16 protein-coding genes and 1 riboswitch are annotated in these 15996 nt (G+C 56.0%); of the genes, 11 read left to right on the forward strand and 5 right to left on the reverse strand.

Annotated elements, in window-relative coordinates:
- Window positions 1-51 precede the first annotated feature (51 nt).
- The 4 genes from INT21_RS01340 to edd are packed head-to-tail and all read right to left on the reverse strand — an operon-like array spanning window position 52 to window position 4792.
- Window positions 52-1011, reverse strand: a complete 960-nt coding sequence (locus INT21_RS01340) for a carbohydrate kinase family protein (RefSeq protein ID WP_193067768.1) — start codon at window positions 1009-1011, stop codon at window positions 52-54.
- Between the two features lie 40 nt (window positions 1012-1051).
- On the reverse strand, window positions 1052-1921 hold the full coding sequence (locus tag INT21_RS01345; RefSeq protein WP_193067769.1) for an aldo/keto reductase: 870 nt from the start codon (window positions 1919-1921) through the stop codon (window positions 1052-1054).
- 16 nt (window positions 1922-1937) lie between these two features.
- Window positions 1938-2903 carry a glucokinase gene (gene glk, locus INT21_RS01350; protein WP_193060245.1) on the reverse strand — a complete coding sequence of 322 codons (966 nt, stop codon included), beginning with the start codon at window positions 2901-2903 and terminating at the stop codon, window positions 1938-1940.
- Window positions 2903-4792: a phosphogluconate dehydratase gene (edd, locus tag INT21_RS01355; protein ID WP_089037972.1), complete on the reverse strand. Its 1890-nt coding sequence runs from the start codon at window positions 4790-4792 to the stop codon at window positions 2903-2905. The genes glk and edd overlap by 1 nt, the downstream gene beginning before the upstream one ends.
- Window positions 4793-5085: 293 nt before the next feature.
- Here edd and cobT point away from each other — a divergent pair, with 293 nt between their 5' ends.
- The 11 genes from cobT to INT21_RS01410 all read left to right on the forward strand — a co-directional run bounded on the left by cobT (window position 5086) and on the right by INT21_RS01410 (window position 15454).
- Window positions 5086-6135 (forward strand): nicotinate-nucleotide--dimethylbenzimidazole phosphoribosyltransferase, encoded by a 1050-nt coding sequence (gene cobT, locus INT21_RS01360; RefSeq protein WP_193067770.1) that lies wholly within the window; start codon window positions 5086-5088, stop codon window positions 6133-6135.
- 11 nt (window positions 6136-6146) lie between these two features.
- On the forward strand, window positions 6147-7154 hold the full coding sequence (cbiB, locus tag INT21_RS01365) for an adenosylcobinamide-phosphate synthase CbiB (protein WP_226912410.1): 1008 nt from the start codon (window positions 6147-6149) through the stop codon (window positions 7152-7154).
- Window positions 7151-8266 (forward strand): threonine-phosphate decarboxylase CobD, encoded by a 1116-nt coding sequence (gene cobD / locus INT21_RS01370; protein ID WP_193067772.1) that lies wholly within the window; start codon window positions 7151-7153, stop codon window positions 8264-8266. Before cbiB ends, cobD begins: the two co-directional genes overlap by 4 nt.
- Complete coding sequence (locus INT21_RS01375) at window positions 8250-8783, forward strand: bifunctional adenosylcobinamide kinase/adenosylcobinamide-phosphate guanylyltransferase (protein ID WP_193067773.1); 534 nt, start codon at window positions 8250-8252, stop codon at window positions 8781-8783. Before cobD ends, INT21_RS01375 begins: the two co-directional genes overlap by 17 nt.
- Window positions 8780-9556 carry an adenosylcobinamide-GDP ribazoletransferase gene (cobS, locus tag INT21_RS01380; RefSeq protein WP_193067774.1) on the forward strand — a complete coding sequence of 259 codons (777 nt, stop codon included), beginning with the start codon at window positions 8780-8782 and terminating at the stop codon, window positions 9554-9556. Before INT21_RS01375 ends, cobS begins: the two co-directional genes overlap by 4 nt.
- A complete protein-coding gene (locus INT21_RS01385; protein WP_193067775.1) occupies window positions 9493-10146 on the forward strand; it encodes a histidine phosphatase family protein in 654 nt (217 codons plus the stop codon). Before cobS ends, INT21_RS01385 begins: the two co-directional genes overlap by 64 nt.
- Entirely contained in the window at window positions 10098-10529 is a 432-nt protein-coding gene (locus INT21_RS01390; RefSeq protein WP_193067776.1) for a bifunctional adenosylcobinamide kinase/adenosylcobinamide-phosphate guanylyltransferase, read from the forward strand. Before INT21_RS01385 ends, INT21_RS01390 begins: the two co-directional genes overlap by 49 nt.
- Window positions 10530-10562: 33 nt before the next feature.
- Window positions 10563-10791, forward strand: a riboswitch (cobalamin riboswitch).
- A gap of 139 nt (window positions 10792-10930) precedes the next feature.
- Complete coding sequence (locus tag INT21_RS01395) at window positions 10931-12733, forward strand: TonB-dependent receptor domain-containing protein (RefSeq protein WP_193067777.1); 1803 nt, start codon at window positions 10931-10933, stop codon at window positions 12731-12733.
- A complete protein-coding gene (locus INT21_RS01400) occupies window positions 12723-13688 on the forward strand; it encodes a cobalamin-binding protein (RefSeq protein ID WP_193067778.1) in 966 nt (321 codons plus the stop codon). Before INT21_RS01395 ends, INT21_RS01400 begins: the two co-directional genes overlap by 11 nt.
- Window positions 13689-14684 carry a FecCD family ABC transporter permease gene (locus INT21_RS01405; protein WP_193067779.1) on the forward strand — a complete coding sequence of 332 codons (996 nt, stop codon included), beginning with the start codon at window positions 13689-13691 and terminating at the stop codon, window positions 14682-14684.
- On the forward strand, window positions 14684-15454 hold the full coding sequence (locus tag INT21_RS01410) for an ABC transporter ATP-binding protein (protein WP_193067780.1): 771 nt from the start codon (window positions 14684-14686) through the stop codon (window positions 15452-15454). Before INT21_RS01405 ends, INT21_RS01410 begins: the two co-directional genes overlap by 1 nt.
- A gap of 42 nt (window positions 15455-15496) precedes the next feature.
- On the opposite strand, the gene INT21_RS01415 is transcribed toward INT21_RS01410, so the two are convergent.
- Window positions 15497-15996, reverse strand: a 500-nt coding sequence (locus INT21_RS01415; RefSeq protein WP_193084759.1) for a DMT family transporter, incomplete at its 5' end; no start/stop codon positions are given.

Below are 15996 nucleotides of genomic sequence, written 5' to 3' on the forward strand. Positions count from 1 at the left end.
GGTGTGAGAGGACAGGGGAGGCGACTCCCCTTCCTACTCGATCTACAGACGTTACGTATTTCTTAGCGCTTCAATATCACTATGGGTCGGCAGTGCAGCGTAGGCGCCTGGACGTGTTACTGCGTGAGCACCACAGCGGCAGGCAATATCCACCGCGCGGGTTAGAAAGTCACTGTCCTGGTACCAGTTCTCATCAATTCCGTGCCGTGAAAGCTCAGCCAGCAGGCCGCCAATAAACGCATCACCGCCAGCGGTGGTGTCAACAGCGGTCACTTTAGGTGGTGTGATGGTGTGGTCAAGGCCAACACCTTTCAGCACCACCTTGTTAGGGCCGTCGGTGATTAAAATTACTTTTACCCCGGCGGCTAGCCGCTGAGATAGCCACGCTTCCTGAGAATGCCCGCCACGAAGATAATCAAGCTCATCGAGTGAGACTTTAACGAGATCGGCGCTATCCAATAGCTCGGTTACTAGCCATAGGTCGGCTGACCCTTCGGTCCACAGATTATGGCGGAGGTTGGCATCCACGCTGACTAAACAGCCTGCGCGCTTTGCCATAGCGGCAATCGCTAAGGTGGTGTCGGCAATCTCAGGGTCAGTCAAACTGTTGCTGCATAAGTGAACAATCGCCGGTTGTTCAAACACGCCGTGGGGCAGGTGCTCTAAGCGATAAAGCAGGTCGGCCGCCGGTGGGCGATAAAAATCAAACGTGCGCTCGCCGCTGCTGTCCCGGGAAACAAACGCCAGCGCGGTGCGTGCCTCTTTGGTCAACACCACACCCTGAGTATCTACGCCATGGCTTTTCAGCTCACGAATCAGGAAGTGGCCAAACGTATCGTCACCCACCATGCCTAAAAACTGGCTGGGTACGTTAAGCCGGGCACAGGCAACCGCGACGTTAGCAGGTGCGCCGCCCGCGTAAGGCGTGAAGGTTTCTTGGCCAGTATCATCGCCTAAGCGGCTGGACAACATATCAACCAAGGCTTCACCGAAAGCAATCACCGGCGTCATAAGTCATTCCTTGTCATTATATTATTAATTGATGAAGGGGTTACGCGACGCAGTGGCCTCGCGCGGCCTCTAACAGCTCGTACCATGTCTCTCTTGAGAGCGTCTCAGGACCGTCGAGCATGTCAGCAATACGCTCAGGCTTCACACTGCCCACAACGGGAATCGGCCGACTAGGCAGTGACCGCAGCCAAGCCAGCGATAACGCGTTAGAGGTGCCGTTTTGCTCTCGAGCTACGCGGTTAAGAACGTTACCGACGTCGCCTTGCATTAGTGTGCCGCCCGCTAGTGGTGACCAGGCCATCGGCCAATGGCCGTCGGCGCATAGATCATCAAAGCTGCCATCAAACAGGGGGGCGTTATGGCTAATGGAAAGTTCGATTTGGTTGGCACGTAAAGGGTGGTGCATGGCGTTTTGCAGCCTACGCCACTGACTTGGCAAATGGTTAGAAATGCCCGCAGCGCCAATTTTGCCTGCATCGATAGCATCATCAAGGGCACGGCCAGTTGCTTCTGCGTTCATTAATAAGTCAGGGCGATGAATTAAAAAGTGATCTAGCCGCTCGACGCCAAGGCGGTTAAGTGCATTGTCGATGGCGCGGCTTAGATAATCCGGGCTGGCGTTGTAGTGTTTCACCTTGCCAGAGCCGTGGGCTGGGTTATCGTTGGCGATGCTCGCTTTGGTCACCACCTTAAGCCGTTTTGACAGTCCGGGGCGCGTGTTTAGCGCGTGACCAAACAGCGTCTCACACGCACCGTTCCCGTAAATGTCGGCATGGTCGAACCAGTGCAACCCCTGCTCGATACGGGCTTCGATCCAGTCGGAGAGATAGCTCGCCTGGTGCATCTCTGGTGCTTCATGCAGGCGCATCATGCCGAGAACAAAAGGCACATCGAAGGTGTGAGCAGGCATGGACATTCCTAATAAGTTAAAAGACTTCTTCGTTATGCAGCGCTTCGGCGGCGCCGAGCAGCCCTGTCCACGGGTGAGTAACAATCCACACGGGAATATCGGCGTTATACGCGCCCATCCGGCCTTTGTTCGCAAAGCTATCACGCAGTTCGGATTTGGGTAGCCACTCCAGTAGGCGCGGTAAAATCCCGCCGCATAGATAAACGCCGCCTCTTGCGCCCATTGTTAGGGTCGCGTCGCCGCATACATCACCGAGGATTTTCAAAAAGCGCAGTAGGCTTGCGGTGGCGATAGAGTCACCTTGATTGGCGGCTTGGGTAACCTCGGCTGGCGTCGTGCAGCTAGGTGTTTGCTCGTTCAGAGCACAATGGGCCTGGTACAGTTCCAATAAGCCCTGGCCGCATAAAATACGTTCTACGCTGACCCGTTGGTAGCGCTGTAGAAAAACATCCAGCAGCGCTCGCTCGGTGCTGTCAGTGGGGGCGAACGTGACGTGGCCGCCCTCGGTGGGAAGCGGTATCCAGGCGTGTTGGCCGGGAAAAACGCCAGCAACGCCCAGACCTGTACCGGGGCCAATCACCAAGCGGGTAGAGTGAGACTGAGCCACACCTGCTTGCACTTCCACCAGGTTGTCGGTGTCCACATGGGGTACGCCCAGAGCCTGTGCGGTAAAATCATTAATCACTTTAAACAGCGATAGGTTCAGCGTCTGCTGAACATCGCTTTTCATAAAATCCCAGTGATTATTGGTCATCTTGACCCGCTCGGCGTGGACCGGGCAGGCAAACGCCAAGCAGGCTTCCACCGGTGCATTTTCACCCGTGGCGCCCACGCGCTCCAGGTAGTCCTGAATCGCGTCGATAACCCCAGGGTAGTCCGCGCAGGGAAGATTAATAATATCGTGGGGCGTCACCTCACCTGGCGTGACGAGCGCTAGGCGGGCATTGGTACCGCCAATATCACCAATTAAGGCCGGTCGCATTAGGCATCCTCTTGAAGAATCTGGCCCTGTTGGCGAGCGAGATCATCGGCTTCAAAGCCGCCCAGCGAGCCTGCGCCTTCTTCACCACGCATGGCCAGGTGGCGAAAGCCGCTAAACAGTTCGCGGCCTAGGCCAACGTGGTAGTGATCCAAATTCGCCACTACGCGCTCACGATCGGCCCAGGTAGCCGCCTCTACTTTGGCTTCCAGCGTACCTGCGTTGGCGTCCAGACGCACAATGTCGCCGTCGCGCAGTTTCGATAGCGGGCCACCGTCCAGTGCTTCTGGGCTGATATGAATCGCAGCGGGCACTTTACCTGACGCGCCAGACATACGGCCATCAGTCACCAGTGCCACTTTGAAGCCACGGTCCTGCAGTACGCCCAGGAACGGCGTCAGTTTGTGAAGTTCCGGCATGCCATTGGCTTTTGGCCCCTGGAAGCGCACCACAACGATGACATCGCGATCTAAGTCGCCGGATTCAAACGCAGCCTTCATTTCGTTCTGGTCGGCGAAGATTTTCACCGGTGCTTCTACTACACGATGTTCGTCGGCAACGGCGGATACTTTGATCACGCCGCGTCCCAGGTTGCCTTTCATTACGGTTAGGCCGCCAGTCGCTGCGAAGGGGGTAGCGACTGGGCGTAAAACGTTTTCATCTAAGCTGCTTTCTGGACCTTCACGCCAAACCACTTTGCCATTTTCCAGGAAGGGCTCTTGTGTGTAGGCCGTCAGGTCGGTGCCGAACACCGTCGGGATATCGCCGTGCAGTAAGCCAGCGCCCAGCAGTTCGCGGAACAGGTAACTCATGCCGCCTGCCGCCTGGAAGTGGTTAATGTCTGCTTGGCCGTTAGGGTATACCTGCATCAGGCTGGGCGTTACGGCGGAGAGATCTGTGAAGTCGTCCCAGTTCAGCGTAATACCCGACGCAGCGGCCATGGCAATCAAATGCATCGTATGGTTGGTTGAACCGCCAGATGCCAATAAACCTACCACCGCGTTGACGATGGCGCGTTCATCGATCTGCTTATAGAAAGGGCGGTAGTCGCCGCCAGGTTCAGTGTTGCGAATAGCCTGTTCGGTCGCGTAGCGGGTCAGGGCTTCGCGCATTTCCGTGCCTGGATTCACAAACGAGGTGCCTGGCAGGTGAAGCCCCATCACTTCCATCATCAGTTGGTTTGAGTTGGCAGTGCCGTAGAAGGTGCAGGTGCCTGGGCTGTGATAGGAGTCAGACTCCGCTTGCAGCAGCTCTTCGCGGCCCACTTTGCCTTCTGCGTATAGCTGACGGATGCGCGCTTTCTCTTTGTTCGGCAGGCCGCTGGGCATTGGGCCAGCGGGTACGAACATGGCAGGCAGGTGACCAAAGCGTGCCGCTGCGATAAACAGACCAGGGATAATCTTGTCGCACACGCCCAGATAAAGGGCAGCATCAAACATGTTGTGTGAAAGCCCAACCGCAGCAGCCATCGCAATCACGTCGCGGGAAAACAGCGACAGTTCCATGCCCGGTTGCCCTTGGGTAACCCCATCACACATGGCAGGAACACCACCGGCAAACTGGGCGGTTGAGCCCATGGCGCTAGCAGCGGCTTTGATGGTTTCCGGAAAGGTTTCAAACGGCTGGTGGGCCGACAGCATATCGTTGTAAGAAGAAATGATCCCCAAGTTGGCGCTATTCATTAGCTTCAGGGAGTCTTTCTCTTGGGGGCTACACGCGGCAAAGCCGTGGGCCAGGTTACCGCAGGATAGCTCTGCACGGTGCACACCACGCTTATGCTGGTCCGCCATGCGTTGCTCATAGAGAGCACGCCGCTCAGCAGAGCGCTCACGAATGCGTTGGGTAACCTCAGCAACGGTAGGATTTAAAGTAGCGGGTGTTGAGCTCGGCATAGAGACCTCTGCATGGTAGAGACGGTGAGTCAAGTTTGTAGTTATTTTACATCTTTTTGTGTCGATATAAGAGACTTTACGGCAATAAAAACCATATTTGTAGTTTTATTACCCCTGATTGATAGCAACTATCGTCGTAAATGATGATGTTTTTATGAACATTACAGCTAACAGGGCAATCCGTCCCCGGAAGGGGGTGTTGCGTGTTGAAGCAGCTTAAAGCGCAAGTATAGCAGCCGCGCTTTTGCTACCATCTGGCGCAAAATGAATTCGATTGCTGCCCTGGAGCTGCTATGCATCCCATCGTTAACCAAGTCACGCCACTTGATAGTCACACTGGCGCATTAACGCTTCGCTATATTGATACGCTCACTAAGCCGCCGGGCAGCCTCGGCCAGTTAGAGGCATTGGCCGTTACGCTTAGTGAGATCACTGGTGAATGTCAGCCAAGCATCACGCCACCGGCGATCATTGTTTTTGCTGCTGATCACGGGGTTGCTGAAGAGGGCGTGTCGGCCTTTCCACAAGAAGTGACGGCGCAAATGGTGGCTAATTTTGCCCATGGCGGGGCGGCGATCAATGTCTTTGCCAGACAAATTGGTGCCCAGATTGAGGTTGTGGATGTTGGTGTTGCGTCACCGCTAGCAATGCCTGGCGTGATTGATGCCAAAGTGCGCGCGGGCACCGCCAATATGGTGCTTGAAGATGCCATGAGCCGTGACGAAGCGCTGGCTGCGTTACAGGTAGGCTGCGAAGCCGTTGAGCGAGCCGTTCAGGCGGGCGCGAAATGCATTATTGCTGGTGAAATGGGTATTGCTAATACCACGGCAAGCAGCGCTATGCTGGCGGCGCTAACCGGTAAGCCAGTGGCCCAGCTGGTGGGCGCTGGCACCGGTATTAACAGCGCCCAGCAGGCCCATAAAGTAGCGGTGATCGAGCGGGCGCTAAAGGCACGCCAAGTCAATGCCGAAGACCCCATGGAGGTGCTAACCAAGCTCGGCGGGTTAGAGATCGCTGCCATGACAGGGGCTTATTTGGCCTCGGCGGCAAACCGATTGCCTGCCATTGTGGATGGCTTTATTGCTACGGTAGCCGCCCTGACGGCCTGCCGTTTATGTCCGGCGGTACGTGGTTATTTGATTTTTGGGCATCGCTCTGAAGAGCCCGGCCATGCCACGGCTCTTGAGGCACTTGATGCGTCGCCGCTGTTAGCCTTGGGAATGCGCCTGGGAGAAGGCAGTGGCGCGGCATTGGCGTTTCCTATATTGCAGGCCGCCGCCGCGATGCTCAGTGAGATGGCTACTTTTGCCGATGCGGGTATTCACGATAATAGTGCGCCATGACTGGGGGCGTCATGTATGGCGGGATCGTTATTGTTGCACTGGCGATTGTCATCGACTTAGTCGTTGGTGACCCGCGTTCGTTGCCGCACCCAGTGGTCATCATTGGGCGTGCCATCAGCGCACTTGAGCAGCGCTGGAACCAAGGAAGTGACAAGCGCCGTCGACTCCTGGGTTTTTTACTCACCGCCAGCATTGTGCTGGGCACGTTTAGCCTCGCTTGGCTGAGTTTGGAGCTACTGACTTGGGTGCACCCTTGGCTTGGGCTAGCTGCTGAGCTTTGGTTGCTGGCGACAACGCTGGCCATAAAAGGCTTGGCGGAAGCGGGGCGCGCCATTGCCGTGCCGCTGGCTAACGGTGATTTAGTATCGGCGCGAAAGGCACTTTCTATGGTGGTGGGGCGTGATACCGATCAACTGGATGAAGCGGAAATTACCCGAGGAGCGGTGGAAACCATTGCAGAAAATACGGTGGATGGCATCACCTCGCCGCTATTCTTCGCGTTTATCGGCGGTGCGCCGCTGGCGCTGGCTTATAAAGCGATCAACACGCTGGACTCCATGGTGGGCTATCAAAACGAACGCTATAGCGACTTTGGTTATGCCTCGGCGAAGCTTGATGATATAGCTAACTGGCTGCCCGCCAGGCTGACCGCGCTATGCTTGTGGGCCGCCGGTGTTCTGATCAGTTGGCAATCATCGGCGCACTATTGGCGTCGGGCCATGTTGGCCACCTGCCGCGAAGCGCCCCGCCACCCAAGCCCTAATGCGGGGTGGCCAGAAGCCATGGTCGCGAACCTGCTGGGTGTGCAGTTGGGCGGCACCAATGTTTATCAGGGCGCGGTTTCTCATCGAGCAACTCTTGGCTCGCCACTGGAAACGCTGACGTGTTCGCATATCAACGCCACCATTAAATTAATGCACGGTGCTTGGCTGCTGTTTTTCTTGTTAATGGCCGTGTTGATGAGTGTATTAACGGGCGTATTAATGGGGTCGGCAGGCGCGGGGATTTCATGGCTATGAGTTGTCAAACCACTGTTCACGAGGCGGCTGATTGGCCAAGCCATGGTGGCCAGGCCGCAGCGCTGCTGAAGCGTTTTGGGCTACCTGCCGATCATGTGATTGACGATGTAAGCGCTAACCTTAACCCGCTTGGGCCGCCCGAGTGGCTGGCAAGCTGGTTGGTAACACGGCTTGGTGGGCTTAGCCGCTATCCCTCGCCGGACTACGCCTCAGCCCGGCAGGCCATTGCGGCGCACAACGGTGTTCAACCCGCGCAAGTACTGCTGACCAATGGTGGGGCAGAGGCGATTTTTCTTGCCGCTGCGCTGCATGCCGGTGGCCGAGCCTTATTACTGGCTCCCAGCTTTGGTGAATATGCCAGAGCCTGTTCTGCCCACCGTATTGAAATGACCGAGCATGTATTGCGCGAGCCGCATTTCGCTTGTGATATGGCCGACTTGCTAGAGAACGCAGCAAACGCCGACGTGGTGTTTCTGTGTCGTCCGAATAACCCAACTGGCACGCTGATACCCATCGATGCAGTAGAGAGACTGCTAGCGCATACGCAGGCTACCGGAACCCAAGTGGTAGTCGACGAAGCATTTATCGATCTATCAATAGACGTCGAGGCGCTGACGCCGCTGCTTAAGCGTTACTGTCATTTAGTGCTGCTACGCTCAATGACCAAGTTTTATACCTTGCCTGGATTGCGCCTAGGCTACGTGCTGGCTGCGGAAAACATAGTAGCCACCATGAGCCGCCATCAACCGCCCTGGAGTGTGAACCATTTTGCCGCTGAGCTGGTGGCACCGCTGTTAGCGGATAGCGAGTTTGCACGGCTCACCCAGCAGTGGCTGGCCAGTGAGCAGCCACGTCTGGGCAAGGCGTTGCAGGCGCTAGGGCTTGAGGTGGTGCCCAGTCACAGCTGCTTTTTCCTTGTGCGGCCAGGTGTTTTACAGCGTGAACGCGGCGTGACTAGCGCAGATCTGTTTGAACGCATGCTTTATAAAGGGCTATTGGCGAGGCATACCCACAGCTTTAAAGGGCTTGAGGGCAGTTGGTTACGCTTGGCACTGCGTGATGAGTCGGCAAATAACCGCTTGCTAAAGGTGCTGCATGATTGTCTTTGTTAGTGGGGGCGCTCGCTCTGGAAAAAGCCAAGTAGCGGAGCAGCGTGTGCTCAGCGCGGCGGGTGGCGCCAGCTGCTATTACATTGCCACCGCCAATGTTTACGACGCCGAAATGGCCGACCGGGTATCGCGCCACCAGGCACGCCGGGAAGGCCAATGGGTGACGCTAGAGGCGCCCCTGGCGATTGACCAAGCGATTGCCCAAGTGCCCGATCACCACGCGGTGCTACTCGATTGTTTAACTCTCTGGGCAGGGCAAGTGCTGTTTGGCGCTGAGCCAAATGAAGAATTCAGTGATGAGCAAGGTCTAGCGCTGCTGGCTCGCTGCCTGCGTGATGCACAAGCACGGGGGCTAACACTGGTGATTGTATCGAACGATCTTAACGAAGAGCTGATTCCTGATCAGCCGGCTACCTGGCGCTACGTTGAGTTTATCCAGTGCTTACACCGCTGGTTAGCGGCGGAAGCTGACTCAGTGCTTGAAGTCATCGCTGGTTGTGCCATGGAGTGGAAACGATGAAAAATGCGCTGTTCGGCCTAATACTCGCGCTGCAGTTTCTAACCCGAATTCCGCTTCCTATTGCCTGTCCATGGACACCTGCCACCCGTCGCTGGGCAATTCGCGCTTATCCGTTGGTAGGGTTATTAATTGGCAGCGTGCTGGCGTTAAGCGCGCTGCTATTAAGTTTCATAGCGTCACCTGCGCCAATCACTGCGTTGCTACTGCTAAGCCTATGGGTAGCGCTTTCGGGTGGTTTGCATCTTGATGGCGTAATGGACCTTGCCGATGCGTTAGGCAGTAACCAACCCCTTGAGCGGCGTTGGGAAATCATGAAAGACGCCCAGATAGGCAGTTTCGGCATCCTGGCATTACTGTTTTTGCTGGCCTGGAAGGGCGTATTGCTTTGGGCACTGTTGGCTTATCAGGCACCGCTGTGGTGGCTGGTGGCCGTGCCTGCATTGGGTCGATTGGCTGGTGTCGCACTGCTGATTTTTACTCCCTGCGCTCACGGCAAGGGGCTCGCATGGAGCTGGCAGCAGTCGCTAAGTGCCCGTGATGTTGGCTATGCCTTGCTGCCGTTGGTGCTGCTTGGCGCGGTGTCCCCTGCATGGTTTGCCTGGGGATTGATTATCATCGTGTGGGTAGCAATCGCCAGAAGGGCACTGCTGCGGCTATTTAACGGCATCAATGGCGATATGGTAGGTGCCACCATTGAAGGAGGAGAGCTTTGGCTACTGGTCTTAATGTGGAGTTGGTGGCAGTTCGCCACGGTATCACCGCCTGGAATTTAGAGCGCCGCTACCAGGGGCAGCGCGATATTCCGCTGCTATTTCCTGATGCAGAAGCGGGGCTGCTGGCACTGCGTGACGCATTGGCAGAAGAGTGCTTTGACGCTGTTTATTCAAGCGATTTAAACCGCTGTCAGCAAACCCTTGAGTGGTCGCAGGCGGCAAAGCCGGATGTGCCGCTGTATCTAGAACCACGATTACGGGAGCTGGATTTTGGTGACTACGAAGGCAAAGTTTACGATGAACTAAAAGATTTACCCCATTATCGCGCTTGGATTGACAGCGTGGGTGAGCTGCAAATTCCAGGCGGCGAATCTTCTGGCCAGCTACGTGAGCGTTTAAATGCTTGGCTTGAAGAGGTGGCGGCGCACGCCCGCGAACATCATTATCAAAAAGTGCTGGTTGTTACCCACGGCGGGGTAATACGCGAGTTGCGGCGTCGTTTCGAAACCATTGGCTTTTGGGAAGGCATCGTTCATCAAGCACAAGGACGGCGTTGGAAACTGACGTATCTAAAACGTGAAGATGGCAAAGGAGAGTGGCAATGCAGCTGTTCATCGGCGGTGCCTGCGCAGGTAAGCGCGATGTTGTAAAAGCACGCTTTCCCAGCGCTGTTTGGTGGCGGCTTTCTCCAGGGCAGCGTTTACACGAAGCGACCCACATCATGCAGCCTAATGTGCCGCTCGTTCTGTACGGTGTGTTTGAGTGGTTAGCGGCAGTGCTGCACTCGGACATGAGCAGCGATGCGTCGCGTGCTCAGTGGCGGGGAGATCTGGAAAGCTTGGCCACTGCCGCACAAACCCATGGCGTGACGCTGGTGGTCATTATGAATGAGTTAGGGCGGGGAATCGTCCCCATAGCCCGAGACCAGCGTCGCCTGCGCGATTTAAGCGGCTGGTTTAGCCAAGACGCTGCCGCCCAATCCGAGCAGGTCTGGCATGTACGGCATGGACTCGTGCAGGCGCTTAAAGCCTAATCGGTTAAATTGACCAGCCCCTAACAAGTTGCTAGTTTACGCGCACTCTCAGGTGCTGATGGCCATTATCGCCATCAGTTAAACGGGAAGTTGGTGAATACTTACGTGAATCCAACGCTGCCCCCGCAACGGTGATCGAGATAAGAACGGCTAAAGATGCCACTGTGCTAACGCATGGGAAGGTGGTCGTTCGGAAAGGCATGATGCTGTTATCCGCTTTTCGCTCGTCAGCCCGGAGACCGGCCTAAGAGGCATGGTTCTAAAGAACCACAACATGCCGAGACGCGGAGGGCGTGCTCAGGGTGATATCGCTAGCTTAGGCTGCCGATCCCCCCATCATCCCTCTGCTCGGTCAAAAAAATACGCTGTGCGGGTGAGCACAGTGAGCAAGGGATCTCCTCATGTCTTACCGTTTTCATTCCACCGCCACGCTGGCGGCGTTTGCGATGGCCGCATTGCCCATGGCCGTTCAAGCCCAATCTAACGCACAGCCTGCTGCGAATACATTAAACCCCGTTGTTGTTACCGCCGCACTTGCTCCACGTACTGCCAATGAAAGCCTGTCCTCGGTTACCGTGCTGGACGAAGCAACGTTACGCCGCCAAGATCCGGTAAGCATTACCGACCTGTTGCGCGGCCAGCCCGGGGTGGATGTTTCCACGAACGGCAGCTTTGGTAAAAACAGCAGCGTTTTTATTCGCGGCAGCGGTAGCGGCCAAAATGTCCTGTTGATTGACGGGATTCGTCTTCGTTCTGCCACCAGTGGTGGGGCTGCCTGGCAGCATCTGGAGCCGCGCATGTTTGATCGCGCCGAAATTGTGCGTGGTCCGCGTGGCAGCCTATATGGTGCCGATGCGATTGGCGGCGTTATTCAGTTGTTTACCCCCCAAGGCGAAGAAGAGGGTCCGCAACCGCGTATTTCTGTCGGTGGTGGTTCGTTTAATACCCAGCGCCTGAGTACCGGTATTAGCGGCAAAGAGGGCGGCACCCGCTATAGCTTTTCCGCTAGCCACTTCACCACGGATGGTCAACCGATTCGACGCGATGGCGACGATAAGGGCTATGACAACACCACGGCGTTAGCGCGGGTGTCCCACACCTTTGAAAGTGGTGCAGAAGCGGGCGTGTTGGCGCTTCGTGCCCGTGGTCATAACGAATACGATGGCGGTGAAAACGATTTCGTTCAGCAGGTGGCGGGTGTCTACGGTGAGCTGCCGATAACCGATAACTGGCGCAGCCGTTTAACACTCAGCGAATCTCGTGATGAAAGCGATAACATCAATAGCTTTGGTGACTCAGTGTTTAACACCAAGGTGAGTACCGCGCGCTGGGAGAATACCTTCACAGCGGGTGTCCATGAGCTGATTGCAGGCGCTGAATACAGCGAAGATCGTGTTAATAGCACTACGGCGTACGATGAAACTAGCCGTAGCAACGCGGCGGTATTTACCCAAGCTTTGCTCGATTTTGCGCCGTTTACTCTGCAAGCCAGCTTGCGCTTTGATGACAATGAAGCTTACGGCGAAGAAGTCACCGGCAGCGTAGGCGTGGGCTATGACCTAGACGTCCACCACACCTTACGTGCCAACTACGGTACAGCCTTTAACGCACCCACTTACAACCAGCTCTACTACCCAGGCTTTGGTAATCCCGACTTAGAGTCTGAAACGTCGCAAAGCATCGAGGTCGGTGTGCGCGGTCAGTATGCCCACTGGTTCTGGGATGCGGCACTCTATCAAACCGATATCGACAACTTGATTGCTGGTCAGGGGTTGCTGTTTAACGTACCCGAAACCCGTATTCGTGGAGCTGAGCTGGCTGCAGGCGTCGAGCTCGACTATTGGACGCTAGCCGCTGCGCTGACCTACACCGACCCTGAAAACCGCCTAACCGGTAAACGCCTGCAAAACCGTGCCTCACAAAGTCTTCGCTTAGACGTAGACCGTGAACTTGGCGACTGGTCGGTAGGTGGGTCCTGGATTGCTCAAAACCACCGTTATCGTGATGCGCAGAATCAAGACCGCTTAAGCGGTTACGGGCTGGTTAACCTACGTGCAGGTTGGCAGTTTGCCCCGCTATGGAGTGCGCGAGTAACGTTGGAAAACGCGTTGGATCAAGATTACATTACAACGCGCTCGTTTGATGGTGCCGACTATCTTAACGCAGGCCGTGCAGGATTCTTAAGCGTTCACTATGGCCAATAAAACAGCGAATCAGACATTGTTTAAACATCGCGGGGCCACTGGCCCCGCACTGTTGTTAAGCCGGCTCATACTAATCTTATCGATGCTCAGTGGTGTGGTTGCAAACGTCGTATTGGCAGATGACCATAGCCGCTGCGCGGTGGATGATCGTGAGCGTGAAGTGTGTCTATACACGCCAGCTCAACGTATTGCCACGCTCTCGCCAGGGGCAACGGAGCTGACCTATGCTGCGGGTGCCGGCGATCAGGTGGTGGCGGTGGTTAGCTACAGTGATTATCCGCCAGAGGCCAAAGAGGTTGCGTCTGTTGGCAGCCATACGCGTATTGATTTAGAAGCCCTGGTCGGGTTAGCGCCAGACCTAGTGATCGGCTGGGTAACCGGGAACCCCGCTGAACAATTGGAAACCCTTGAAGCGCTGGGTATGCCGGTGTTCTATATTGAGCCTAGGAATTTTGAGGGAGTGGCCAGCGCAATTGAGCGCCTGGCGAGGCTGGCTGGCACTGAAAGCGACGGTCAGGCGGTCGCTGATAATTTCAGATCGAGGATGGCAGAGCTGGCCGCTCGATATCGTGATCGGGAGCCGGTGCGTACCTTCTATCAAGTGTGGGATGAGCCGTTAATGAGTGTCAATGACGCACATCTTATCGGTCAGGTGATCGAGATCTGTGGCGGTGAAAATGTGTTTGGTGAGCAGGCGCGCTTAGTGCCACGTATTGATGATGAGGCTGTCCTGGCGGAAAACCCTGAAGCGATTGTTGCCGGCGGCATGGGTGAAGAGAATCGCCATTGGCTGACCCACTGGGAGCAGTACTCAAACGTAACGGCGGTTGCCGATGATAATCTCTTTTTTGTACCGCCTTCTTTAATTCAGCGGCCTACTCCACGCTTGATGGAAGGCAGCCAAATTCTCTGCGAGAATCTTGATATCGCCCGACAAAAACGCGAGCGCCATTAAATGTTAGCACGATTGGGCTTCCCGCTAGGCCTGTTGCTGCTGGCGGCACTGGCTTCGCTGATTATCGCCCTTGGCATTGGCAGTGCGCAGCTTTCCCCAGCGCAAATTTGGCAAGTGGTTCTCGGTCATCTTGGTTATATCGGCCAGGACGAGGGCAATGCGCTTGCGCGCACTATGGTGCTGGAGCTGCGCTTGCCAAGGGCGCTTTCGGCTTTTGCTGTCGGTGGTTTGTTGGCGGTGGCGGGTGCTCTGATGCAAGTGCTGCTGCGTAATCCTCTTGCAGACCCTTATGTGCTCGGGCTTTCCGGCGGCGCCTCAATTGGTGCACTTGCTGCCATGCTAGGTGGTCTTGGTGGATTGGCAATTTCAGGTTCGGCATTTGGCGGTGCGCTATTTTCGACGTTCTTAGTCTTTGGTTTGGCCCACGGCAGTGGTAGTTGGACACCTTCACGGTTACTGCTAACCGGCGTAGTGGTTGCGGCAGGTTGGGGCGCGGTGATCACCCTGATGTTGGCATTAAGCCCTGCTGAGCGGTTGCCGGGCATGCTGTATTGGCTAATGGGCGATCTTTCTTACGCGCGTGCTCCCTGGCCGCCGCTGCTGCTGTTACTGGCTACTTGCGTGGTACTGATGCCCCTTGGACGCAGCTTAAATGTGCTGGCCCGTGGCCCGCAGCAAGCTGCTGCGCTGGGCGTTGCCGTCCGGCCACTTGAGTGGTGCATCTATATTGTCGCCAGTTTGTTAACCGCCGCGGCTGTTACTACGGCGGGCAGCATCGGCTTTGTCGGCTTGGTAGTGCCACATATGCTGCGTCTATTGCTGGGTAATGATCAGCGGTTAATCTTACCGGCCTGTGCTCTGGCTGGGGGCACCTTACTGGTGCTGGCCGATACACTGGCGCGCACGATGATTGCTCCGGAACAGCTGCCGGTAGGAGTGATTACCGCGCTATTAGGTGTACCGACGTTCCTCTTTCTGCTTTACCGGAGCCGCTGATGAGCCGTTTGGTTACCCAAGACCTGATCATCAACGTACCGGGAAGAGACGATGGCACGGCGCTGAATATTGCCATCGAACCAGGGCAGGTATGGGGCGTGCTCGGCCCCAACGGAGCAGGTAAAACGACGCTGCTGCACACCTTGGCGGGGCTTAACACGCCGCGTTCCGGGCAAGTGATATTGGGAGGGCAGTCGCTTGAGACACTGCGCAGGCGGCAAGTTGCGCAAATGTTGGGAATTGTCTTCCAGGAACGCTTGGATGGTTTTCCCGCGACCGTGCTGGAAACCGCACTGATTGGTCGCCACCCCTATCTATCGCTGTGGCAAATGGAGGGAGCAGATGACTACGCCCAAGCCGAAGCAGCGCTTGAACGGTTAGACGTTGCGCACCTGCGCGACCGTTTGGTGAGTACGCTTTCTGGCGGTGAGCGCCAGCGTGTGGCGATGGCCACAGTACTGACCCAGGCCCCCAGCATCTGGCTGGCTGACGAACCCACCAACCACCTCGACCTACACCACCAAAGCGTAGTAATGGCGCTGATGGCCCAGCAGGCAGCCCAGGGCAGCGCGGTGATGATGTGCCTGCACGATTTAAATCTAGCCGCCCGCTGGTGTGATCACCTTTTGCTGCTTTACCCCAGTGGCGAGGCTTGCTGGGGAGCGCGAGACAGCATGCTGGTGCCCAGTGCATTAGAACGCCTTTACCAGCAGCGGCTGGCGGTGGTCGAGGTTGAAGGGGCACCGGTATTCGTGCCCATAAAAGAGTGATGACAAGCTTAGCTAGCTCAACAGTTAGCGCTCGCTGCTACGTTAGCGGGCATCTAATAAGGGGGCTGGTTTTTGCTGTCGCTGGTTTGGTTGACGCTGGCGGGACATCAGAAACAGGCCTGCGCCCACCAAAACACCGCCAATCACTTCATGCCATGCCGGGTGTTGTCCGATCAATATAAATGCAACCAGGGCGGCAAACAGTGGGCACAGAAACAAGAAGCCGCTTGTATGTACGGAGCCGCCAATCTTTAACGCCGCAAACCAAAGCCCGATAGCTCCAGTCGATGCGGGAATTGCCAGCCACATAAACATTCCCCAGTGGTAAGCATCCGTCGGCAGGAAAAAGGTTGTTTGCTGAATGCAGCTATCACCATAAGCAGCAGGGAGCCAATCAACATCTGCCAGAAAGTGACTATCCAGGGTGAGAGCGTCATGGCAAATTTCTTGCTTAACACGGTAGAACAGGCCCAGCAGGTAGATGCCAGCATCACAAATACTGATCTTACCCAGCAACAGTGGACACTCGTTTAAGCGATCAT

The sequence above is a fragment of the Halomonas sp. 3F2F genome (assembly GCF_014897805.1).
Lineage (GTDB): Bacteria > Pseudomonadota > Gammaproteobacteria > Pseudomonadales > Halomonadaceae > Vreelandella.

Bases quoted from the DNA above. Each gene is read 5' to 3' on its own strand.
- cobD (WP_193067772.1), top strand. From the start codon at position 7,151: ATGAGTTGTCAAACCACTGTTCACGAGGCGGCTGATTGGCCAAGCCAT.
- edd (WP_089037972.1), bottom strand. From the start codon at position 4,792: ATGCCGAGCTCAACACCCGCTACTTTAAATCCTACCGTTGCTGAGGTT.
- INT21_RS01340 (WP_193067768.1), bottom strand. From the start codon at position 1,011: ATGACGCCGGTGATTGCTTTCGGTGAAGCCTTGGTTGATATGTTGTCC.
- cbiB (WP_226912410.1), top strand. From the start codon at position 6,147: ATGTATGGCGGGATCGTTATTGTTGCACTGGCGATTGTCATCGACTTA.
- cobS (WP_193067774.1), top strand. From the start codon at position 8,780: ATGAAAAATGCGCTGTTCGGCCTAATACTCGCGCTGCAGTTTCTAACC.
- INT21_RS01395 (WP_193067777.1), top strand. From the start codon at position 10,931: ATGTCTTACCGTTTTCATTCCACCGCCACGCTGGCGGCGTTTGCGATG.
- INT21_RS01400 (WP_193067778.1), top strand. From the start codon at position 12,723: ATGGCCAATAAAACAGCGAATCAGACATTGTTTAAACATCGCGGGGCC.
- cobT (WP_193067770.1), top strand. From the start codon at position 5,086: ATGCATCCCATCGTTAACCAAGTCACGCCACTTGATAGTCACACTGGC.
- INT21_RS01410 (WP_193067780.1), top strand. From the start codon at position 14,684: ATGAGCCGTTTGGTTACCCAAGACCTGATCATCAACGTACCGGGAAGA.
- INT21_RS01345 (WP_193067769.1), bottom strand. From the start codon at position 1,921: ATGCCTGCTCACACCTTCGATGTGCCTTTTGTTCTCGGCATGATGCGC.
- INT21_RS01390 (WP_193067776.1), top strand. From the start codon at position 10,098: ATGCAGCTGTTCATCGGCGGTGCCTGCGCAGGTAAGCGCGATGTTGTA.
- glk (WP_193060245.1), bottom strand. From the start codon at position 2,903: ATGCGACCGGCCTTAATTGGTGATATTGGCGGTACCAATGCCCGCCTA.
- INT21_RS01375 (WP_193067773.1), top strand. From the start codon at position 8,250: ATGATTGTCTTTGTTAGTGGGGGCGCTCGCTCTGGAAAAAGCCAAGTA.
- INT21_RS01405 (WP_193067779.1), top strand. From the start codon at position 13,689: ATGTTAGCACGATTGGGCTTCCCGCTAGGCCTGTTGCTGCTGGCGGCA.